This is a genomic window from Erythrobacter sp. NE805, from assembly GCF_046452355.1.
Classification (GTDB): domain Bacteria; phylum Pseudomonadota; class Alphaproteobacteria; order Sphingomonadales; family Sphingomonadaceae; genus Erythrobacter.
Genome location: NZ_JBKFDI010000003.1, coordinates 486,602 through 507,831, shown reverse-complemented (window position 1 = coordinate 507,831; position 21,230 = coordinate 486,602). Strand labels below are relative to the sequence as shown.

The following is a 21,230-nucleotide window of genomic DNA, read 5'->3' as shown; positions in this document are numbered from 1 at the left end:
GGGGGGGGGGTGGGGGGCCCACACTCCCCCCCGCCACCGCCGCAAACGAGTTTCATCCCCCTAAGGGAACACAGTCATGAACGACCTGACCAAATTCACCAACCAGCTGGCGAAGCCCGAAACCTTCGATCAGATCCAGATCGGCATCGCCTCGCCGGAGCGCATCCGCTCGTGGTCCTATGGCGAGATCAAGAAGCCCGAGACGATCAACTACCGCACCTTCAAGCCGGAGCGTGACGGGCTGTTCTGCGCGCGCATCTTCGGCCCCGTGAAGGACTACGAGTGCCTGTGCGGCAAGTACAAGCGCATGAAGTACAAGGGCGTCGTCTGCGAAAAGTGCGGCGTAGAAGTCACGGTGACCAAGGTCCGCCGCGAGCGCATGGGCCACATCGAACTGGCTGCGCCGGTCGCGCACATCTGGTTCCTGAAGTCGCTGCCGAGCCGCATCGGCCTGCTGCTCGACATGCAGCTGAAGCAGCTCGAGCGCGTGCTCTACTTCGAAAGCTACATCGTCACCGAGCCGGGCCTGACCCCGCTCGAGAAGTACCAGCTTCTCACCGAGGATGAACTCCTCGAAGCGCAGGACGAATATGGCGAGGACGCCTTCACCGCCGACATCGGCGCCGAAGCCGTGCGCACCATGCTGATGCAGCTCGACCTCGAAGCCGAGCGTGAAGCGCTGATGGACGAGCTGGCGACGACCAAGTCGGCGCTCAAGCCCAAGAAGATCATCAAGCGCCTCAAGGTCGTCGAAAGCTTCATCGAATCCGGCAACCGCCCGGAATGGATGATCCTCGAAGTGATCCCGGTGATCCCGCCCGAACTGCGCCCGCTGGTGCCGCTCGACGGCGGCCGCTTCGCGACCTCGGACCTCAACGACCTCTACCGCCGCGTCATCAACCGCAACAACCGTCTGAAGCGCCTGATCGAACTGCGCGCGCCCGACATCATCGTGCGCAACGAAAAGCGCATGCTCCAGGAAGCGGTCGACGCGCTGTTCGACAACGGCCGCCGCGGCCGCGTCATCACCGGTGCGAACAAGCGGCCGCTGAAGTCGCTCTCCGACATGCTCAAGGGCAAGCAGGGCCGCTTCCGCCAGAACCTGCTCGGCAAGCGCGTCGACTATTCGGGCCGTTCGGTGATCGTGACGGGGCCTGAGCTGAAGCTGCACCAGTGCGGCCTTCCGAAGAAGATGGCGCTCGAGCTGTTCAAGCCCTTCATCTACGCCCGCCTCGACGCCAAGGGTCTCTCGATGACCCTGAAGCAGGCGAAGAAGTGGGTCGAGAAGGAGCGCAAGGAAGTCTGGGACATCCTCGACGAGGTGATCCGCGAGCACCCGGTGCTGCTCAACCGCGCGCCGACGCTGCACCGTCTCGGCATTCAGGCCTTCGAGCCCGTGCTGATCGAAGGGAAGGCGATCCAGCTCCACCCGCTGGTCTGCTCGGCCTTCAACGCCGACTTCGACGGTGACCAGATGGCGGTCCACGTGCCGCTCAGCCTCGAAGCGCAGCTCGAAGCGCGCGTGCTGATGATGTCGACCAACAACATCCTCTCGCCCGCCAACGGCAAGCCGATCATCGTGCCTTCGCAGGACATGGTTCTGGGGATCTACTACCTCTCGATGGAGCGGCAGGAGAAGCACCCCGAGTTCATCGAGGACGCCGACGGCAGCAAGATCGAGAAGCTCCCGCGCTTTGCCGACATGGCCGAAGTGCACCAGGCATTGGAGACCAAGGCGGTCACGCTCCACACCCGCATCATCGCCCGCGTTCCGCAGGCCGACGAGAACGGCGTGGTGTCGATGAAGCGCTTTGTCACCACCCCGGGCCGGATGCTGATCGGCGAGTGCCTGCCGAAGAACCACAAGGTGCCCTTCGACATCATCAACCGCCTGCTCACCAAGCGCGAGATCGGCGACGTGATCGACCAGGTGTATCGCCACACCGGCCAGAAGGACACGGTGCTGTTCGCCGACGCCATCATGGCGCTGGGCTTCCGCCACGCGTTCAAGGCCGGGATCAGCTTCGGCAAGGATGACATGATCATCCCCGACGCCAAGGAGAAGCTGGTCGAGGAGACCAAGGAACTGGTTGCCGGTTACGAGCAGCAGTACCAGGACGGTCTCATCACCCAGCAGGAAAAGTACAACAAGGTGATCGACGCCTGGTCGAAGTGCGGCGACATGGTCGCCGACGCGATGATGGCCGAGATCAAGGCGCAGCCGATCGACGCCGAGACGGGCAAGGAAGCCCAGATCAACTCGATCTACATGATGAGCCACTCCGGCGCGCGCGGCAGCCCGGCGCAGATGAAGCAGCTCGCCGGGATGCGAGGGTTGATGGCCAAGCCTTCGGGCGAGATCATCGAGACCCCGATCATCTCGAACTTCAAGGAGGGCCTCACCGTCCTTGAATACTTCAACTCGACCCACGGGGCGCGCAAGGGCCTCGCGGACACCGCGCTGAAGACCGCGAACTCGGGCTACCTCACCCGCCGTCTCGTCGACGTGTCGCAGGACTGCGTCATCGTCGAGGAGGACTGCGGCACCCAGAACGCGCTGGAAATGCGCGCGATCGTGCAGGGCGGTTCGGTGATCGCCTCGCTCGGCGAGCGCATCCTCGGCCGCACGGTCGCGGAGGACATCGTCAACGCGGCGACCGGCGAAGTGATCGTTCCGGCCGGCACCCTGCTCGACGAGAGCATGGTCAAGGCGATCGAGGCGGCCGAAGTCCAGTCGGCCAAGATCCGCTCGCCGCTGATCTGTGAAGCCGAACAGGGCGTCTGCGCGACCTGCTACGGCCGTGACCTCGCCCGCGGGACCCCGGTGAACATCGGCGAAGCGGTGGGCGTCATCGCGGCGCAGTCGATCGGCGAGCCCGGCACCCAGCTGACGATGCGGACCTTCCACATCGGCGGCGCGGCGCAGCTCAACGAGACCTCGCACCTCGAGGCGATCTCGGAAGGCCGCGTCGAGTACCGCGAGATGCAGACTATCACCGACAAGCAGGGCCGCATCCTGAGCCTGTCGCGCAGCGGCGAGATCGCCGTGATCGACGCCGAAGGGCGCGAGCGCGAGATGCACAAGGTGCCCTACGGGACCGTCATCAAGTTCAAGGACGGCGACCAGGTCACGATCGGCGATCGTCTGGCGGAGTGGGACCCCTTCACCCTGCCGATCATCACCGAGCAGTCGGGCGTGGTGAAGTACCAGGACCTGATCGAGGGCATCACCCTCGAGGAGCAGATGGACGATGCCACCGGCATCGCCCAGCGCGTGGTGACCGAGAACCGGGCGACCGGCCGCAAGAAGAAGGAAGACCTGCGTCCGCGCCTCACCCTGCTGGGTGAAGCGGGCGGGGAGACCGAGGCGGCGCGCTACATGCTCGCTCCGGGCACCACCCTGTCGGTCGAGGACGGCCAGACGGTCGAGGCGGGCGACATTCTCGCCCGTGCGAGCCGCGAGGCCGCCAAGACCCGCGACATCACCGGCGGTCTGCCGCGCGTGGCCGAGCTGTTCGAGGCGCGCATGCCCAAGGACGTCTCGATCATCGCCAAGATCTCCGGCCGGATCGAATTCGTCCGCGAGTACAAGGCCAAGCGCAAGATCGCGATCATCCCCGAGGAGGGAGAACCCGTCGAGTACCTGATCCCCAAGACCAAGGTGATCGACGTGCAGGAAGGCGACTACGTGAAGAAGGGTGACACCCTGATTTCCGGCTCGCCCAACCCGCACGACATCCTCGAGGTGCTGGGCGTCGAGGCGCTCGCCGAGTACCTCGTCGACGAGATCCAGGAAGTCTACCGCTTGCAGGGCGTGAAGATCAACGACAAGCACATCGAGGTGATCGTTCGCCAGATGCTGCAGAAGGTCGAGATCACCGAAGGCGGGGACACCACCCTGCTGCCCGGCGAGCAGGTCGACGTTGCCGAGATGCTCGAGATCAACGCCAAGCTCGCCAAGGGCAAGCAGCCCGCCGAAGGCAAGCCGGTGCTGCTCGGGATCACCAAGGCCTCGCTCCAGACGCGCTCGTTCATCTCGGCAGCCTCGTTCCAGGAAACCACCCGCGTGCTGACCCAGGCGGCGGTCGAAGGAAAGAAGGACACCCTGATCGGTCTGAAGGAAAACGTGATCGTCGGCCGTCTCATCCCCGCCGGCACCGGCGCGGGCATGAACCGCCTGCGGGTCACCGCCAACAGCCGCGATGCGGCGCTGAAGGCCGCGTGGAAGCGCCAGCAGGAGGCCCTCTCGGCCTCGGGCCAGCGCGAGATCGAGCCGGAGGCGGATGCGATCGGCTCGGAAGAGAAGATGAAGGCCGCGATGGCCGCGATGGCGGCCTCCGCCCCCGCGGCCGAGATCGAGGACGACGGCGAGGCGTAAGCTTTTAGCCTTCGCAAGTTGATAAAACCCCTCCGGAGGACGCCTTCGGAGGGGTTTTCTTTATCCATCAACCAAGGTCGCTATTGCAAATCACTCGCAAGTTGATAGCATCGAATCTCGCAGCGCGTATCGCTCGAAAGCGAGGTTCCATGTCCGGCAAACCGTTCTTCTTCCCCAAGACCCAGAACCTCCTCGAAGCTCTGGCAACGCCGCCCCCGCTGACTTCGCTCGGGCCGATTGCGGCCCGCTTCGTCCACGCCTTGCGCCTCATCGCCTTCTACGAGCGGATCGGCCGCGATCCTGTCCCTGATCTGGCCGCGAAGCTCGACAGCGTGGACGTCGCCGCCAAGGCGCTGATTCTTGCGCAGGAACTGGCGGCGACCTGGCCTGAGAAGATCACCGTCAAGCGCTCGTGCTGCCGCTACATGAGTCATGACGAGGCGACCATCGGCGCCTTCGTCGACGCGGCGACAGCCGGCGACCGGCGGGGCTTCGAACGGGCGCTCTACGGCCTCGTCCGCCCCGAGCGCGCGCACCGCCTGTGGGAGGCCGCCCTCGCACTCGTCTCCGCGGAATTGCGCAGCCTGTGAGCGCTTGCGGGGCGGGCGGGGGCGCTTTACCGCACCCGCCATGACCACCACCCGCTTCGCCCCCTCGCCGACCGGCCGGCTCCACGTCGGCAACATCCGCACCGCGCTCCACAACTGGATGCTCGCGCGGCAGGCCAAGGAACCGGAGCGTGGAACCTTCATCCTGCGCATCGACGACACCGACGCCGATCGCAGCCGCGAGGAATATGTCGAGGCGATCCGCGCCGACCTGACATGGCTGGGGCTCGACTGGGACCGCGAGGAGCGGCAGTCGGCCCGGCTTGGTCGCTACGAGGCCGCCTTCGACGCGCTCCGGGCGGCGGGGCGGATTTACCCCTGCTACGAGAGCGCGCAGGAACTCGAGGTCAAGCGCAAGATCCAGCTCTCGCGCGGCCTGCCGCCGATCTACGACCGGGCGGCGCTGAAGCTCACCGATGCCGAGCGCGCCGCGAAGGAAGCCGAGGGTATCGCCCCGCACTGGCGCTTCCTCCTCGACCACGCCGAGCCGATCCGCTGGGAGGACGGCATCCGCGGCCCGCAGTCATTCGAACCCGCGCAGCTCTCCGACCCCGTCATCCGCCGCGCCGACGGCTCATGGCTCTACATGATGCCGAGCGCGGTCGACGACATCGACATGGGCGTCACGCAGGTGCTCCGCGGCGAGGATCACGTCTCGAACACTGCCGTGCAAATACAGATCTTTACCGCACTTCATGCTGCAGGTTTTGCTGCGGCAGAAAGTGCAGCAAAACCGCTCCCCGCCTTCGCGCACGAGGCGCTGCTGGTGGGCCGCGAGGGCAAGCTCTCGAAGCGTCTCGGCTCGCTGGGCTGCGACGCCTTCCGGGAGCGCGGGATCGAGCCCGAGGCGATTGTCGCCCTGCTCGCGCGGCTCGGCACCTCGCAGCCGGTCGAGCCGATCGCCGACCGGGCGGCGCTCACCGCGAGCTTCGACCTCGCGAGCTTCGGCCGTGCCCCCGCCAAGTTCGACGAGGAGGACTTGGAGCGCCTCAACGCCGCAATCGTCCACCAGCTGCCCTACGAGGCCGTCGCGGCGCGCCTGCCCGAGGGCATGGATGCCGCCGGGTGGCACGCGATCCGCCCCAACCTCGCCCATGTCGGTGAGGCCGCGGAGTGGTGGCGCCTCGTCACCGGCCCGATCGCGCCGCCCCCCTTCGCTCCCGAAGACCGCGAATTCCTCGCGCGCGCCGCGGAGTTGCTGACCTGGGGCGAAGACCCCTGGGGCACGCTCACCGCCGCGCTCAAGGAGACCACGGGCCGCAAGGGCCGCGCCCTGTTCCTGCCGCTGCGCCAGGCCCTCACCGGCATGGACCACGGCCCCGACATGGGCGAACTCCTCCCCCTCATCGGCGAAACCGAGGCAAGGGCACGGTTGGCCCACGCAGCGGCCTGAGCGCGCGCCAGTGCCGCGAGATCCAGGGCCATGCCGCAACCTGGCTTGGGAAGACCAAGTTGCGCACGCACGCAGCGCTTTCGAGGAAGTCGTCGAGGTTCAGTTGCTGCGTCTCGGGCAGGTTCAACGCATTGCAATCAATTACGTGTGTCTTGGTGATGCATGCAACTTAGCTGTGCAGCGCGTTGGACGCGGGTGGGCAATGCGGTGGGCGTTGGGTTCGAGAGCCGGTCGCCTCGCAGTGCCAGACTGCGGGCGGGCGATGAAAGACTCTCGATCCACCGCCGCACCTTGCGCATCAGAACGCGGTGGTCGCCGACATCACCACGGCAGCGCCTGCGATTGATCCGATGCCGTCCTGACCGCGCGAGAAGTTTGGCTGGAGATAGGCGCTCTCGGCGTTTCCGATGTCGGTATCGACATAGGCAATCGAGAGGGTCAGGCCCTTTACCGGCGTGACGTCTGCCCCTAGCAACCAGTCGAAGTAGGTGCCGGTCGGAGCGAGGCTGGTGCCGTTGGGGCCGAGACCAGAATTGCCGTCGGAGTAGCCGATGTGCGCCTTGAGGGTGACCGGCGTGCCGGCGAGGGCATAGGTCGCGTCGCCCGAGAGGTAGAGGTTGTCTTCCTTGTCGCCCGGATTGTCGGGCCGCCCGGCGGCGGCATTTGCGCCTGTCAGGAACCACTTGCCGAGCGCCTCCTGCTTGGGAGCATAGGCGACCCCTGCCGTGAGCCCGAGCGGTCCGACATTGCCGGAGAGCTTGGCGTAGAGTTCGCCGAAGTCCGTGTTGTCGGCGCCGCGCGGATAGAGATACCAGACGAGGCCGGTGTCAAGCTGGCCTGCGCCGACCGGCACCTTGACCCCTGCGAAGAGGTCGAGCTCCATGTTGGCCCCGCCGAAGGTGCCCCAACCGGCAAGGTTCGAGCCCCAGGCGCCGGCGTAGACGCCGCTCTCGTGGGTGGCGGTGACGCCGCCCTGCACGGCCATGCCGCGGTCGGTCTGCGAGACCCCGCGGAAACGGTAGTCGGAGGTGATGGTCGCGCTGCCGGAGATCGTGATCGGTTCGCTCGCGGCCGGCTTGTCGGCGCGATCCTCCGGGAGTGGATCGCCCGTGCTTTGGGCGTGGGCGGGCACGGCAGCGAGCGCCGCGAGGGCGGCGATGAGATGGTAGTGCATCGGGTAAGGCTCCTTGGTCGGTTGCGCGGCGCTGGGCCGCCGATGAGGCGCCTGATCCTTCCAGAGGCGGTTAAATCGCGATGCGGATTGATGGCGGAGCGCGTGAAATCAGCGTGAAGGCAGCGCCGCCCGGCTCACCATGCGCTGCTGATTTCACTCGGATTTAATGCCGCAGACCCCTTTCCGGCGGCGATTTTTCACGCGGATCGGGCGCATCGGGACGCATCGTGATTGCGAACCCGGAGTCCCCATGACCTTCGACCTTCTGCTGGCCGCGCTCGTTGCGCTGGGCCTGCTTGCCTACCTGACCGTGGTGCTGCTGCGGCCGGAGCGGTTCTGATGGCGCGCGCCGGCATGTTCGACCGCGCGCTGCTGGGACCGGCGGTGCGCGACGCCTTCGTCAAGCTCGACCCCCGCACGCTCGCGCGCAACCCGGTGATGTTCGCGACCGCCGTGGTCGCGGCGGCGGCGACGGTGATCCTGGTCAAGCACCTCGCGACTGGCACGGGCGACATCTTGTTCGAGGGGCAGCTGGTGGCCTGGCTGTGGGTGACGGTGCTGTTCGGCAACTTCGCCGAGGCATTGGCCGAGGGCCGCGGCAAGGCGCAGGCGGCATCGCTCAGGGCCACCAAGGACCAGCTCGTCGCGCACCGGGTCGGCAAGGGCGGCGCCACCGAAGAGATCCCGGCAACCCAGCTGAAGCGCGGCGATGTCGTGATCGTGGTCGCAGGGCAGCAGATACCTGCCGACGGCGAAGTGGTCGCGGGCGTTGCCTCGGTCAATGAGGCGGCGATCACCGGCGAGAGTGCGCCCGTGATCCGCGAGGCGGGCGGCGACCGGTCGGCGGTTACCGCGGGGACGACCGTCATCTCCGACCAGCTCCAGATCAGGGTGACGGCGGAACCCGGCAGCGGGTTCCTCGACCGGATGATCGCGCTCGTGGAAGGCGCGAGCCGGCAGAAGACGCCCAACGAGATCGCGCTGACGATCCTGCTCACCGGCCTCACGCTGGTGTTCCTGATCGCGGTCGGCACGCTGCCCGCTTTCGCTGCCTATGCTGGCGGGAGCATCGCCATTCCGGTGCTGATCGCGCTGTTCGTGGCGCTGATCCCGACGACGATCTCCGGGCTGCTGTCGGCCATCGGCATCGCGGGCATGGATCGCCTCATCCGATTCAACGTGCTCGCCAAGTCGGGCCGCGCGGTCGAGGCGGCGGGGGACATCGGCACGCTGCTGCTGGACAAGACCGGCACTATCACCATCGGCGACCGCCAGGCGAGCGAGTTCGTCGCGCTGACCGGGGTGGCCGAGGCCGACCTGATCTCCGCGGCCCGGCTCGCCAGCCTCGCCGACGAGACACCGGAAGGCCGCTCCATCGTGGTGCTGGCAGGCGAAGGCGAACCGCTCGCGCCCGACGCCGAGGTGGTGGGCTTCACCGCCCAGACCCGGGTGAGCGGCATCGACCAGCAGGGTCGCAGCATCCGCAAGGGTGCGGTCGATGCCGTCCTCAAGCTCGGGACGTATCCCGAGCCTGCGGTCACCGAACTGCGCCGTATAACCGACCGGATCGCGCAAGCCGGGGGCACCCCTCTGGCGGTGACCGAGAACGGGCGGCTGCTCGGCGCGGTGCACCTCAAGGACATCGTCAAGGCGGGCATCCGCGAGCGCTTCGTCGAACTGCGGCGGATGGGCATCCGCACGGTGATGATCACCGGCGACAACCCGCTGACCGCCGCCGCCATCGCTGCCGAGGCGGGGGTGGACGATTTCCTCGCCGAAGCCACGCCCGAGGACAAGCTCGCCTACATCCGCAAGGAACAGGCCGAGGGCAAGCTCGTCGCCATGTGCGGCGACGGCACGAACGATGCGCCCGCGCTCGCCCAGTCGGACGTCGGCGTCGCCATGAACACCGGCACCCAGGCCGCACGCGAGGCGGGGAACATGGTCGATCTCGACAGCGACCCGACCAAGCTGATCGAGGTCGTCGGCATCGGCAAGCAGTTGCTCATGACCCGCGGCGCGCTCACCACCTTCTCGATTGCCAACGACGTCGCGAAGTATTTCGCGATCCTGCCGGCGATCTTCGTGGTGCTCTATCCCGGATTGGGTGCGCTCAACGTGATGGGGCTGGCGAGCCCCAACAGCGCGATCCTCTCGGCGATCATCTTCAATGCGATCATCATCCCCCTGCTGGTGCCGCTCGCGCTGAAGGGTGTCGCCTACCGCCCCATGCCGGCCGCGAGCCAGCTCCTGCGCAACCTCGCGATCTATGGCGGCGGCGGGGTGATCGCGCCCTTCATCGGCATCAAGCTCATCGACCTCGCGGTCGCCGCGCTCGGCCTCGCCTGAGCGGCACAAGGAACCCTTCCCATGCTGGCAAGCCTTCTCTCCATCGCTCTCGTCGTCGGCGGCACGGCGCTCCTGTCCTGGCCGCTCGGCCGATATATGGCCGCGCTGTTCTCGGGCCGCTTCGTCGCCGCCGACCGGCTCTTCACCCGCGCCGTGGGCGGCGCGGGCGAACAGGACTGGAAGACCTATTCGCTCGCGCTCGCGGCGTTCAACATCCTCATGTTCGGCTTCGTCTTCCTGCTGCTGGCGACCCAGCACCTGCTGCCGCTGAACCCCGACGGGCAAAAGGCGGCAAGCCTGCATCTGATCTTCAACACCGTCGCCTCCTTCGTCACCAACACCAACCTCCAGCACTATTCGGGCGAGGCGACCTGGAGCTATCTCGCCCAGCTTGGCGGGCTGATGTGGCTGCAATTCGTGTCGGCTGCGACCGGGATTGCCGCGCTCGCTGCATTGGCACGTGGCATCGGCGGGCAGGCGAGCATGGGCAACTTCTTCCTCGACGTCGCCCGCGCGAGCTTCCTGATCCTCCTGCCGCTGTCGATCATCGTTGCGGTCTGGCTGGCGCTCGCAGGCGTGCCGATGACCTTCGAGGGCGCGGCGAGCGTGACGACCCTTGAAGGCGCGGTGCAGACTATCGCGCGCGGGCCGGTCGCAGCCTTTGTCGCGATCAAGCAGCTCGGCACCAACGGCGGCGGCTTCTTCGGGCCGAACTCGACGCACCCGCTGGAGAACCCGAGTTTCTGGTCGAACCTCGTCGAGCTCGGCGCGATCATCCTCATCCCGATGGCGTGCGTGTGGATGTTCGGGCGGATGATCAATCGTCCGCGTCATGCCGTGGTAATCTTCGGCGTCATGGCGGCGCTGCTCGCGATCAAGCTCACCGCCTCTGTCACCTTCGAGGCCGCCCCGACGCAGGCGTTCTCCGCGCTCGCCGTTCAGCAGGATGTCGGAAACCTCGAAGGCAAGGAGCTGCGGCTCGGCGCGATCACCGGACCACTCTGGGCGGTGCTCACCACCGCCACGAGCAACGGCTCGGTCGGCGCGATGCATGACAGCCTCAATCCGCTCACCGGCCTCGTGCCGATGGCCGGGATGTGGCTCAACGAGACCTTCGGCGGCGTCGGCGTCGGCATGATCAACATGTTCCTCTACATCGCGCTCGCCGTGTTCGTGGCGGGGATGATGGTTGGCCGGACACCCGAATATCTCGGCCACCGGATCGAGGGGCGCGAGATGCGGCTGGTGGTGCTCGCGCTTATCAGTCACCCGCTGCTGATCCTCGGCGGCACGGCGCTTTTCGCCGCCACACCTTGGGGTCTCGACACTCTCAACAACACCGGCGCGCACGGGTTCTCCGAAATTCTCTACGAATTCAGCTCGTCCGCCGCCAACAACGGCTCCGGGTTCGAAGGGCTGGGCGACAACACCCCTGCCTGGAACATCGCCACCGGCCTCGTCATGCTGATCGCGCGCTTCCTGCCGATCATCGTGCCGCTCGCCATCGTCGGCTCGCTCATGGCCAAGCGCCGCAGCGCCGAGAGCGCGGGCACGCTGAGCGTCGAGGGACCGACCTTCGGGGTGATGCTGTTCGTCGTGATCGTGATCTTCGGCGCGCTCACCTTCTTCCCCGCTGCCGCGCTCGGACCCATCGCCGAGCATGTCACCCTGATGCGCTGAGGAGTTCCCGGCGATGCAATACATCCTCCCCTCGATCCGCCTGTGGCTGGTCACCTTCCTCGTCTGCGTTGTGCTCTACACCGCGCTCATCCTCGGCTTCGCGCAGGCCGCCACCCCTTTTGCCGCGAACGGCTCTATCGTCGCGGTCGGCGGCAAGGCGGTGGGCAGCGAACTCGTCGCACAGAAGTTCACCAGCCCGCGCTACTTCTGGCCGCGTCCGTCGGCGGTCGATTACAATGCGATGGGCGCGGCGGGCAGCAACAAGTCCCCGACCAGCCCCGATCTGACCAAGCGCGCCGAGGAGACCATTGCGGCCTATGGCGCGACGCCCGACAGACCGCTGCCCGCGGATCTCGTCGCGGCCTCGGGCGGCGGGCTCGACCCGCACATCAGTCTTGCCGGTGCGCTCTACCAGGCCGGACGGGTCGCCGAGGCGCGGGGCCTGCCGCGCGGCGAGGTGGAGCGGCTGATCGAAGCCCAGGCGGCCAGCGTCGGCGGCCCGCTTGCGCCCGAACGGATCGTCAACGTGCTCCAGCTCAATCTGGCGCTCGACCGGCTGGGGCGGTAGTCCAGCCGCATGATCGACAGCCGCCCCGCCAACGACGCCGAGCGCTTCCTGAGGCTCGTGCAACGCGGGGAGCGCGGGCGGCTGACCGTCTACCTCGGCATGGCGCCGGGGGTCGGCAAGACCTACCGGATGCTCCAGGAGGCGGCGCGCAAGCGGGCCGAGGGCAAGGACGTGGTGGTCGGCATCGCCGAAACCCATGGGCGCAGCGAGACCGCGCTACTCGTCGAACCGCTGGAAGTGCTGCCCCGCCGGAGCATGGCCTACGAGGGGCACACCCTCGACGAGTTCGACATCGACGCCGCGCTCGGACGCCGACCCGACCTGATCCTCGTCGACGAGCTCGCCCACACGAATGCCCCCGGCAGCCGCCATCCCAAGCGCTGGCAGGATGTGGCCGAGCTGCTGGTGTCGGGGATCGACGTCGCCACCACGCTCAACATCCAGCACATCGAGAGCCTCAACGACATCGTCGCGGGCTTCACTCATGTGCGGGTGCGCGAGACGGTGCCGGATTCGATCCTCTCCTCGGCCGAGATCATCCTCGTCGATCTCCCGCCCGAGGCCCTTATCGAGCGTCTCACGGCGGGCAAGGTCTACATGCCGGAAACGGCGGGCCGCGCGCTCGCCAATTTCTTCACCCTGCCCAAGCTTGCGGCGCTGCGGGAGCTGGCGCTACGGTTTGCCGCAGGATCGGTCGATCGCCGCCTGCTCGATGAGCTGGACTTGAGCCGGGCCGAAGGCGACTTCGCGGTTGGCGAGCGGCTGCTTGTGGCGATCAGTGCCGGAAAGGGCGGCGCGCAGGTGGTGCGCCACGCCAAACGCCTCGCCGACCTCGCCCACGCGCCGTGGACCGCGGTGGTGGTCGAAAGCGGCGGGGCGCGCAGCATCGCAGGAGAACAGCGCGAGCAGCTTGCCGAGAACCTCGCGCTCGCTTCCTCGCTCGGGGCTTCGATCCTTACGGTCGCAGCCACAGACGTCGCGCAGGCGCTGGTGGACGAGGCGCGCAACCTCAGGGCCACCCAGATCGTCATCGGCAAGAGCCGCCGCAGCCGCTGGTTCGAGTGGCGACACGGCTCGGTCGCGCAGGCCGTGATCCGCAAGGCCCGCGGTATCGCTGTTCAGGTCGTGCCGCTCGACGAGGCCGACGAGCGGCCCGCTGCGCCGCGCGATGCCAACCCCTGGCTCGCCCCGCTGGTGGCGCTCGCGCTGGTCGGTGCCAGCATCGCGGTGCTGCTGCTCGCCGAGCCATGGCTCGCACCCGGCGCGATCGACATGCTGCTGCTGCTGCCGGTCATCCTCACCGCGAGCACGCTGAGGCTTCAGGCCGGGCTCTGGGCGGCGCTCTGGGCGGCACTCGGCTACAACTTCTGCTTCACCGAGCCACGCTTCACCCTCTTCATCCATAGCGGCGCCGACGTCATCACCTTCGCCGCGCTGGCGCTCGTGGCGGGCGTGATCGGAGCCTTCGCCGACAAGCTGCGCCGGCAGGCCGAGACCAATGCCGGCGTCGCGCGGCTCAATGCCTCGCTGGCGCGCTATGCGGGCCTGCTTGCCAGCGTCTCCGACCGCGAGACCACAGCCGAGATCGCCTGCCGCGAGATCGGCGCGCTGCTCGGAGTCACGGCGGTGATCGTGGCCGAGGAGGAAGGGGCTCTGGCGGTGCGTGGCAATCCGGCTGTTACCCGTCTCGATCTTGTCGATGAGGCGGCGGCGCGCTGGACGCTCGACAAGGGGGAGGCCACGGGCCGCGACACCGGCACGCTCAACGCTTCGGACTGGCAGTTCCACCCCTTGCGCACATCGCTCGGGGTGATGGGCGCTCTCGGCCTGGCCCGCGGCGAGCGCGGCCGGATTGTGCGTGCGGACGATGCGACCCTGCTCGCCTCGCTGCTCGACCAGACGGCGCTCGCCCACGAGCGGCTCGTGCTGGAGGAGGAGGCCCGCCAGGTCGGCGCTTTGCGCGAACGCGACCGGCTTCGCGGCGCGCTCCTCGGCAGCATTGCGCACGATCTGAAGACCCCGCTGACCGCCGTCATCGCTGCCGCCGAAGCCATCCCCGACGAGGGCGCCTATGCCGAAGAGGTGCGCATTGCCCGGAGCGAGGCGCGCCGGCTCCAGCGCTTCCTCGGCGACCTGCTCGAAGCCTCCCGCATAGAGGACGGCGCGCTCGAACCGCGTATGGAGACCGTCGATCTCACCGACATCGTTTCCGCGGTGCTGCGCGACCTCAGGCAGGGCGAGGACGAAAGCCGTGTCGTCACCCGCGTCGATCCCGCCTGTCCGCTGATCCCGACCGATCCCGTTCTGCTTCGCCACGCGCTCATCAACCTCATCGACAACGCGCTCAAGTTCTCCTCCGCCTCGACGCTGGTCGAGGTCATTCTGGAGCGCGATGCCACCCATGCCCTGTGCCGGGTGCTCGATCGCGGACCGGGCCTGCCCGCCGAGCACGCGGCGCTGTTCGAACGCTTCGAGCGGCTCGAAGGCAGCGACCGCGTCGGCGGCTCGGGGCTCGGCCTGTGGATCGCCAAGAACCTCGTCGAGGCACTCGGCGGGACGATCGACGCGGGCAACCGCGAAGGCGGCGGGGCGGTCTTCACCATTGCCCTGCCGCTCGGTTCCGGGGCAGAAACCGGGCGCGATGCGTAAGGACGTTCTCATCGTCGATGACGAACCGGCCATCCGCCGCCTGCTGATCGGCGCGCTCGACCGCGCGGCGATCACCCATGCCGAGGCGGCGACCGCCGCCGAAGCCCTGCGTCTGGCACAGGTAACACCGGCGCCGCTGGTTGCGCTGCTCGATCTCGGCCTGCCCGATCGCGACGGCCTCGAGGTGGTGCCCCAGCTTGCCGCGCAGGGCCTGTCGGTGATCGTGCTCACCGCACGCGACGCGACCGACGAGAAGGTCGCCGCGCTCGATCTCGGCGCCGACGATTTCGTGACCAAGCCCTTCGACAGCGAGGAGCTGCTGGCACGCATCCGCTCCGCGCTCCGGCGCAAGGCCGGGCCGCTCGCCAGCACCTCGCGGCGAGACTTCGCGGAGGGGCATATCGACCGCGAAAGCCATGCGGTGACGGTGCGTGACCGGCCCGTCGAGCTCACCCCGCGCGAGTTCGACCTGCTCTGGACCCTCGCCGACAAGCCTGGCCGCGTGGTGACCCATGACCGGCTGCTGGAGACGGTCTGGGGACCGGCCCACCGTCACGACCTCAACTACCTGCGCGTTGCCGTGCGCGCGCTCAGACGCAAGCTGGAAGTCGATCCCGGCAGCCCCCGGCTCATCATCAACGAGCCGGGGGTCGGTTACCGCATCGCTGGGGCTGCATAGACCCCGCCTCGCAAGCCGCGTGCCTCAGGCCGGTGCAAGGATGATAACGATCATCCCCGCCGTGCCTTGCCTCGGCGCACGAGGTCCATCCGCAGCCCCAGCACCGCCATGAAGCCGATCAGTGCGACGGCGAAGAGGCCGACCACCACATTGAGGCCGATCCGGCCGATCGGGAACAGGAAGTTCCACTTGTGGACGAAGCTGAAGACGATGCGCTCGGGCTGCTCCCAGTCGGCGACCTTGTCCACCAGCACGCCTGCGCCGGTGTCCACGAACAGCGTGGCATCGACGGGGTCGGTGACGTGCACCCGCCAGACCGGCAGGCGCTTGTTCCTGAAGTCGTAGTCCGGGCCGAAGCGGGTGACGAGTTCGACGCCGGTGATCGCGCTGTCCGGGGCGCCGGTGAAGCGCCGGGCGATGGCGCGGGCCAGCTCCTTGTCGCTCGCCGGAGCAACCGCTCCGGTCGCAGCGTCGAGGTAGATCGCGGGGCTGTCCGGCTTGATGCCGGCAAAGCGCGCCTCGCGGATTTCCTCGGGCGTGGTGGGGGCCTTCGCCTGCGCCGCCATCATCGCGGCGTGATCGTGCCCCGCCATGCCATGCGCAGGCTTGGCACCGCCGCCCTCGCCATGGTCATGCTCGCCGCCGCCCATCGGACCCTTGGGAGCAAGACCGATGCGGTAAAGCGGCCTGCCGTCCCCGCCTTCGACCAGCGCTACCGAGGCGATGTCGCGGCCGCTGGCGATCGCCGACCAGTCGCGTTCGACCGGCCACTTGCCGCTGGCGACATCGAGCGGGGGGCCCATCCGCAGCTGGCTCTGCGGCTTGACCAGCGCGGACTGGATCAGGTGGTAGATGCCCGAGGTGGAGAACATGATCAGCGGCAGCGCCAGCACGTAGCCCGCGATCCGGTGCCAGCCCCGCGCACCTGGCGCGCGCTTCTTGCGGCGCACCGTCACCAGCATCATCACTCCGGTCAGCGCCAGGGCGAGCAGGCTCCCGACCATCGCGGCGATCACCACCACGCGCAGCCAGTCCATCCCGTCCGGCACCCACTCCCACGTGTGAAGCGCGCGGAACACCCCCTGCTGCACGTCCTTGGCGTTGTTGTTCACCGCGGCGAGGCTGGAGCTTTCGGTGTGGACATAGGCGGTGAGGCCGTCGTCGCCGGCGAACTCGAGCTTCCACACCGGCAGCAGGCGGTTGACCCAGGGGTAGCTGCCATCGAACGCGGTCTGGAGGGTCGCGCGCGAGATCGGCCGCTGGGTGGCGAGGAAGTGGCGGGCGAGGAACTCGGCCTGCGCGCGGTCGCCCCCCGCCACCTCGCTCCCGTCGGCAGGGCGGAAGTAGCGCCGCGGTGCGAGCGGAGCGCCGGTCACCTGCCACAGCACCCCGCCGCCCGGCGCCGCCACGGTCTTGACCGCGACCGCCTTGGCGATGCCATGCCCGGCAAGGGTCTCGGCGATCGGCTTCGCCCCCTCCAGCGCCACCCTTGCAGGCGGCGGCATGAACACCGCCTGCTGCGGGCCGAACAGCACCATCGCGATGTGGGTGAGGCCCGAGACGCCCCAGATCAACAGGCTGATCCCGCCGACCAGCGCGAGCCATGCGTGCTTGGAGTTGCTCCAGCGCGCGAGCTTGTTCCTTGTGGACATCGTCTCGCTCCTCAGAACTTCGCGCGCAGGCCGCCGAAGAAGGCGCGACCCTGGCCGGGGGTGTAGAGCGCCTCGTTGGTGAGCCGCTGGTTGGCGTTGGTGGTGACGTTGGAGATGAACACCTCGTCGAACAGGTTCTCGACCGATCCGAACAGCTCGATGCCCTTGGTCAGCGTCACCCCGGCGGTCAGCTGCACGGTCGCGTAGCCGGGCGCCTTCTCGGTGTTGGCGTAGTCCGCCCACGGCCCTTGCGGAATCCAGCGCAGCTGCCCCGAAACGTAGAACGCATCGAACTGGTCGAAGCGCCCCTCGGCGATCAGCACATGGCGCGGAACGCCGGCGAGCCGGTTGTCGCCGTAGACCCGGTCACCATCGAAGGTGAAGTCGTTGAGGGTGTAGGCCGCGCTCAGCCGCAGGCTCTGACCCCGCGCCTCCAGCGCCGCCTTGAAGGGCCGCACGTCGAGGCCGAACTCCAGGCCCTGGTGGATGGTCCGCTCGCCGTTGGTGGTGACCGTGATCAGCCCGCGCGCACCGGGGACGGCGAGGTCGAGGAACTCGTTCTCCAACTCGGCGCGGTAGAGCGCGATGTCCCAAGAGACGATCCCGGCCTGCCCGCGCGTGCCGACTTCGAAGACGGTGGCGCGCTGGGGCTTGAGCGGCGCGAAGGGCGTCGCCCCGCCGCTGGTGAGGTCGGCAAGGCTCGGCGCCTCGAAACTGCGGCTGATGTTGCCGAACACCTGCACGGCGGGGGCGACATCGACCAGCAGGCCGACGCGGGGGTTGAACTGGTCATAGGCGCCGCGCCCTGTGACCGTGTTGACCAGGGCGGTGACGTCGCGCACCGCGCGGGCATATTGCCCCCCGGCGACAAGCGTGACGCTGTCGGTCAGCCCGAGATCGGCCTGCCCGTAGAGCGTCAGCGCCTGCGACTTCTGGTCCGACCGCGTCAGCAGGGCCCCGCGCTGGCCGAAATTGTTGGCGTAGGTCTTCGCGTCGTTGCTCGCCCAGGCATAGATCGCGCCGAGCTGCCAGCGACTCTGCGGGGCGAGTAGCGGGAGCTTGCCCGACAGGCGCAGCGATCCGCCGACCTCGTCCTCGCCTTGTGCGATGATCCCGGCAAAGCGCGTGATCGCGTGGTCGAGGTTGCGGCGGGCATACCAGCTGCCGAGTTCGAGGTTCGTGCCCCCGAGGTCGATCACGGTCAGGTTGGCGAGCCGGTAGACGTCGAGGTTGCGGTCCCAGTCGTCGGCGATCGGGCCGGGGTCGAGCACCGTCACCGGCCCGCCGGGTCGGAACGGACCGACCGTGACCGGGCGCCCCGCCGCGCGCGGGTTGGCGAGCGCATCGGCGAGGCGCAGGCTCCCCGCCAGCTCGAAGTTGTCCGACAGCGCGGTCACGTAGAAGCGCGTCTCGACCCGGTCCGACACCCGCCAGCCGAGGTTCGCGTGTCCATAGAGGCTGCGCACTTCGCTGTGCTCGCGGTAGCCGTCACTGGTGAGGCCGGTGATCCCGCCCCAGTAATCCACATCGCCGCTTTTGCCCGATGCCGAGGCATTGCCCCGGAAGGTGGCAAAGCTGCCGCCCTCGGCCCGCAACGCAATCGGTGCGCGGGCGGTGAGGCCGGTGGGGCTGACGATGTTCACCGCGCCGCCGAGCGATGCCGCGCCGTAGCGCAGGCCGTTGGCGCCCTTGAACACCTCCATGTAGCGGATGGTGAGCGGGTCGACTTCCTGGAACTCGGTTGCGCCCGAGGCGCGGCTGATCGGCACACCGTCACGCAGCACCGTGAGCCCGCGCCGCTCGAAGCTGGAATTGAGCCCCGAGCCGCGGATCGCAATGCGGCTCTCGCGCTGTGCGCTGGTGTCGGCGAAGACCCCCGGCGTCAGTTCGAGCACGTCGCCGATCGACTGCGCGAAGATGTCGGCGAAGCCTTCGTCCTCGACGAGGCCGGTTGCGCCGGGGACGCGCTCCAGCTCCTTGCGCGCCTGCTCAGGGGTGGGAGCGGTGGGCGAGCCGCCGGTGGTGGCGGTGACGATGATCTCGTCCTGCCGCTGGCCGATGCCCTGGGCATGAAGCGGGGCGGTGAAGGTGCCTGCGCTGGCGGCAAGCATGGTGGCGCTCAGCAGCGAGCGCCGGAGTGTGATGAACGTCATGAATAATCCCAATGCGTGATCTGCCAGCGTGACCCCATCCATGCGGGGCAACGCCAGCGCGCCCGGACCCGCCGGGCAGCAAGAATGACGAACCGCGCCGCGCCCGCGGGGGCGAGGTTCGGCTCAGGCTGGATCAGGCTGGGAGGTGCGGCGGCCCGGTGGACGGCGGCGGGGGCGCGGCAAGCCCGCGACCGGGAACGATACCGGGAAGCGCCGCTGCCAGCAGCACCACCGGCTGAGGCGGCGGTGGCAGCAGGTCAGGCTGGCTGGGGAGCAGCACGGGCGCCCCGAGCGCCGCGAAGTCGCACAGCGCGCTCGCATCGTCGTCGTGCTTGTCGTGCTTGGCGTGGCCTGCGTGATCGGCCGGAGCGGCAGCGGTGTGGGCGACCGTGTGGTGCTCATGTCCCGTTGCCCCGGTCGGAGGGGGCATCTTGGCCATGGCATCGGCACCATGGTGCCCGTGATGCATGTGCGCCGCATGGTCACTCGCTGGCGGTGCAGGCGAGACTGGATCGGGATCGGACCGTCGGAGCGCCGCCAGCTCAGGCGAGACGCTCGGGCAAGGGACGAGCAGCGCATCCGCCCCGACCATCCACCCATGCGGCACCGCCCATTGCAGCACCGCCGCGAGGGCCGCGAGCAGCAGCAGGGCGTTGGGACGCCTCAAGGAGGGTCGGGGGAGCACAACCGCCCCATAGGGCACCCCGCCGCATCGCGAAAGATCGGTGACACTGCCTGCGATCGTATTTCTGCATGGGCGATTCGAGTTCGCTCCTTCGATCCCATGGCGACGAGCTACTTCCTCGGCCGCCAGAAGCTCATCCCCTCGCGCGATCACCCCGGCATGTCGCTTTGGCGCGAGGGGCTGTTCGCATGGATGTCGAAGAGCTCCGAGAGCGCGATGGAGAGCTTCAAGCTCCCGACCAACCGCGTGGTCGAACTGTGGAGCCAGTTGCAGATCTGACGGGTCGGGCTCACCCCCTCAGCGTCTCGGCGATCCAGTCGAGCATCGGATTGGCCGCGTCGCGTTGGTGGCGGAACAGCGAGACGGTGAAGCGCCGAACCGGCAGGGGCGGTTCGGCAAGCGCGAGGTGAAACATCGCGGCGTAGCGTTCGGCCAGCCGCCGCGGCACGGTTGCGATCATGTCGGTTTCGGCCACGGTGGCGAGCACAGCGAGGTAGTATGGCAGGCTTGCAGCAACCACACGGCTCTTGCCTTCGCGGGCAAGCGCGTCGTCCATCACTCCGGTCCAGTCGCCGGACTGGCTCACCAGCAGGTGGCGCTCCGCGACATAGGCGTCGAGCTCGCCCAGCGCCGTGAGCCGGGGATGGTGAGCGCGGGCGACAACCGCGTAGTCCTGCTCGAACAGCGGCGTCGCCAGGATGCGCTCGCCCGGTTGCCGGATGAAGCCGATCGCCAGCTGCACGTCGCCCGCCTCCAGTGCATCAAGCGCTTGGCGCCGGAACAGCGGCAGGAAAGAGAGGCGTAGGCCCGGCGCCTCTGCCTCGCAGCGCGCGATGAGCGGCGCGGCGAACAGTCCGCAGTGGTAGTCCTGCGCCGCGATCCGCACCTCCGCACGCGCGCTCGCGGGGTCGAAGGCCGCAGGTGTGCTGAACGCCTCCCGGGCGAGATCGAGGATGCGGATCACCGCGGGTTCGAGCGCGACAGCCCGCGCCGTCGGCTCCATGCCGTGGGGGCGTCGCAGGAACAGCGGATCGCCAACCGCATCGCGCAGCCGCGCGAGCGCGTGGCTGATCGCGGATTGGGTCAGCCCCAGACGCTCGGCAACCGCGGTCAAGCGCCGCAAGCGCATCGTCTCGGCGAAGACGATTAGAAGTCCCATGTCGAGCCGCCGGAGATCGAGATCGCTCATATCCGATATGCCTCCAATTCATTGGCGAAGCCGCAGTCTCATTCATATCGTTCTGCAAGTGATATGAACAGAA

The 21,230-nt window shown here is 68.2% G+C and carries 14 protein-coding genes and 1 pseudogene; 10 read left to right on the top strand and 5 right to left on the bottom strand.

Annotation, left to right across the window (positions count from 1 at the left end; translation table 11 throughout):
• Positions 1 to 76: 76 nt before the first annotated feature.
• The 3 genes from rpoC to ACLBKU_RS14045 all read left to right on the top strand — a co-directional run bounded on the left by rpoC (position 77) and on the right by ACLBKU_RS14045 (position 6,379).
• The gene (gene rpoC / locus ACLBKU_RS14055; protein WP_410180177.1) at positions 77 to 4,378 is read left to right on the top strand and encodes a DNA-directed RNA polymerase subunit beta'; all 4,302 of its coding nucleotides are present in this window, start codon (positions 77 to 79) and stop codon (positions 4,376 to 4,378) included.
• 149 nt (positions 4,379 to 4,527) lie between these two features.
• Entirely contained in the window at positions 4,528 to 4,968 is a 441-nt protein-coding gene (locus tag ACLBKU_RS14050) for a DNA-directed RNA polymerase subunit beta' (RefSeq protein WP_410180176.1), read from the top strand.
• A 40-nt stretch (positions 4,969 to 5,008) separates the two neighbouring features.
• Complete coding sequence (locus tag ACLBKU_RS14045; RefSeq protein ID WP_410180175.1) at positions 5,009 to 6,379, top strand: glutamate--tRNA ligase; 1,371 nt, start codon at positions 5,009 to 5,011, stop codon at positions 6,377 to 6,379.
• A gap of 298 nt (positions 6,380 to 6,677) precedes the next feature.
• Here the strand turns inward: ACLBKU_RS14045 and ACLBKU_RS14040 are convergent, their stop codons facing one another.
• A complete protein-coding gene (locus ACLBKU_RS14040; protein ID WP_410180174.1) occupies positions 6,678 to 7,553 on the bottom strand; it encodes a TorF family putative porin in 876 nt (291 codons plus the stop codon).
• Between the two features lie 250 nt (positions 7,554 to 7,803).
• Here ACLBKU_RS14040 and kdpF point away from each other — a divergent pair, with 250 nt between their 5' ends.
• From kdpF to ACLBKU_RS14010, 6 genes are read left to right on the top strand one after another with little or no spacing between them, the layout of a single operon-like run.
• A complete protein-coding gene (kdpF, locus tag ACLBKU_RS14035; RefSeq protein WP_410180173.1) occupies positions 7,804 to 7,893 on the top strand; it encodes a K(+)-transporting ATPase subunit F in 90 nt (29 codons plus the stop codon).
• Positions 7,893 to 9,902 carry a potassium-transporting ATPase subunit KdpB gene (kdpB, locus tag ACLBKU_RS14030; RefSeq protein WP_410180172.1) on the top strand — a complete coding sequence of 670 codons (2,010 nt, stop codon included), beginning with the start codon at positions 7,893 to 7,895 and terminating at the stop codon, positions 9,900 to 9,902. The genes kdpF and kdpB overlap by 1 nt, the downstream gene beginning before the upstream one ends.
• A gap of 21 nt (positions 9,903 to 9,923) precedes the next feature.
• Positions 9,924 to 11,582, top strand: coding sequence for a potassium-transporting ATPase subunit KdpA (gene kdpA, locus ACLBKU_RS14025; protein WP_410180171.1), 1,659 nt, complete (start codon positions 9,924 to 9,926; stop codon positions 11,580 to 11,582).
• Between the two features lie 13 nt (positions 11,583 to 11,595).
• Positions 11,596 to 12,150 carry a potassium-transporting ATPase subunit KdpC gene (gene kdpC, locus ACLBKU_RS14020; protein ID WP_410180170.1) on the top strand — a complete coding sequence of 185 codons (555 nt, stop codon included), beginning with the start codon at positions 11,596 to 11,598 and terminating at the stop codon, positions 12,148 to 12,150.
• A gap of 9 nt (positions 12,151 to 12,159) precedes the next feature.
• Complete coding sequence (locus ACLBKU_RS14015) at positions 12,160 to 14,799, top strand: ATP-binding protein (protein ID WP_410180169.1); 2,640 nt, start codon at positions 12,160 to 12,162, stop codon at positions 14,797 to 14,799.
• The gene (locus ACLBKU_RS14010; protein WP_410180168.1) at positions 14,792 to 15,478 is read left to right on the top strand and encodes a response regulator transcription factor; all 687 of its coding nucleotides are present in this window, start codon (positions 14,792 to 14,794) and stop codon (positions 15,476 to 15,478) included. The genes ACLBKU_RS14015 and ACLBKU_RS14010 overlap by 8 nt, the downstream gene beginning before the upstream one ends.
• A gap of 50 nt (positions 15,479 to 15,528) precedes the next feature.
• Here ACLBKU_RS14010 and ACLBKU_RS14005 read toward each other — a convergent pair whose 3' ends face one another.
• From ACLBKU_RS14005 to ACLBKU_RS13995, 3 genes are all read right to left on the bottom strand, one after another.
• The gene (locus ACLBKU_RS14005; RefSeq protein WP_410180167.1) at positions 15,529 to 17,130 is read right to left on the bottom strand and encodes a PepSY domain-containing protein; all 1,602 of its coding nucleotides are present in this window, start codon (positions 17,128 to 17,130) and stop codon (positions 15,529 to 15,531) included.
• An 11-nt stretch (positions 17,131 to 17,141) separates the two neighbouring features.
• Positions 17,142 to 19,283, bottom strand: coding sequence for a TonB-dependent receptor family protein (locus tag ACLBKU_RS14000; RefSeq protein WP_410180166.1), 2,142 nt, complete (start codon positions 19,281 to 19,283; stop codon positions 17,142 to 17,144).
• 133 nt (positions 19,284 to 19,416) lie between these two features.
• Positions 19,417 to 19,950 carry a hypothetical protein gene (locus ACLBKU_RS13995; protein WP_410180186.1) on the bottom strand — a complete coding sequence of 178 codons (534 nt, stop codon included), beginning with the start codon at positions 19,948 to 19,950 and terminating at the stop codon, positions 19,417 to 19,419.
• 108 nt (positions 19,951 to 20,058) lie between these two features.
• On the opposite strand from ACLBKU_RS13995, the pseudogene ACLBKU_RS13990 reads away from it, so the two are divergent.
• A pseudogene (locus ACLBKU_RS13990) lies at positions 20,059 to 20,247 on the top strand (KUP/HAK/KT family potassium transporter); the annotation flags it as partial.
• A gap of 10 nt (positions 20,248 to 20,257) precedes the next feature.
• Here the strand turns inward: ACLBKU_RS13990 and ACLBKU_RS13985 are convergent.
• Positions 20,258 to 21,157: a LysR family transcriptional regulator gene (locus ACLBKU_RS13985; protein WP_410180165.1), complete on the bottom strand. Its 900-nt coding sequence runs from the start codon at positions 21,155 to 21,157 to the stop codon at positions 20,258 to 20,260.
• Positions 21,158 to 21,230 lie beyond the last annotated feature (73 nt).

Bases quoted from the DNA above. Each gene is read 5' to 3' on its own strand.
- rpoC (WP_410180177.1), top strand. From the start codon at position 77: ATGAACGACCTGACCAAATTCACCAACCAGCTGGCGAAGCCCGAAACC.
- ACLBKU_RS14050 (WP_410180176.1), top strand. From the start codon at position 4,528: ATGTCCGGCAAACCGTTCTTCTTCCCCAAGACCCAGAACCTCCTCGAA.
- ACLBKU_RS14045 (WP_410180175.1), top strand. From the start codon at position 5,009: ATGACCACCACCCGCTTCGCCCCCTCGCCGACCGGCCGGCTCCACGTC.
- ACLBKU_RS14040 (WP_410180174.1), bottom strand. From the start codon at position 7,553: ATGCACTACCATCTCATCGCCGCCCTCGCGGCGCTCGCTGCCGTGCCC.
- kdpF (WP_410180173.1), top strand. From the start codon at position 7,804: ATGACCTTCGACCTTCTGCTGGCCGCGCTCGTTGCGCTGGGCCTGCTT.
- kdpB (WP_410180172.1), top strand. From the start codon at position 7,893: ATGGCGCGCGCCGGCATGTTCGACCGCGCGCTGCTGGGACCGGCGGTG.
- kdpA (WP_410180171.1), top strand. From the start codon at position 9,924: ATGCTGGCAAGCCTTCTCTCCATCGCTCTCGTCGTCGGCGGCACGGCG.
- kdpC (WP_410180170.1), top strand. From the start codon at position 11,596: ATGCAATACATCCTCCCCTCGATCCGCCTGTGGCTGGTCACCTTCCTC.
- ACLBKU_RS14015 (WP_410180169.1), top strand. From the start codon at position 12,160: ATGATCGACAGCCGCCCCGCCAACGACGCCGAGCGCTTCCTGAGGCTC.
- ACLBKU_RS14010 (WP_410180168.1), top strand. From the start codon at position 14,792: ATGCGTAAGGACGTTCTCATCGTCGATGACGAACCGGCCATCCGCCGC.
- ACLBKU_RS14005 (WP_410180167.1), bottom strand. From the start codon at position 17,130: ATGTCCACAAGGAACAAGCTCGCGCGCTGGAGCAACTCCAAGCACGCA.
- ACLBKU_RS14000 (WP_410180166.1), bottom strand. From the start codon at position 19,283: ATGACGTTCATCACACTCCGGCGCTCGCTGCTGAGCGCCACCATGCTT.
- ACLBKU_RS13985 (WP_410180165.1), bottom strand. From the start codon at position 21,157: ATGAGCGATCTCGATCTCCGGCGGCTCGACATGGGACTTCTAATCGTC.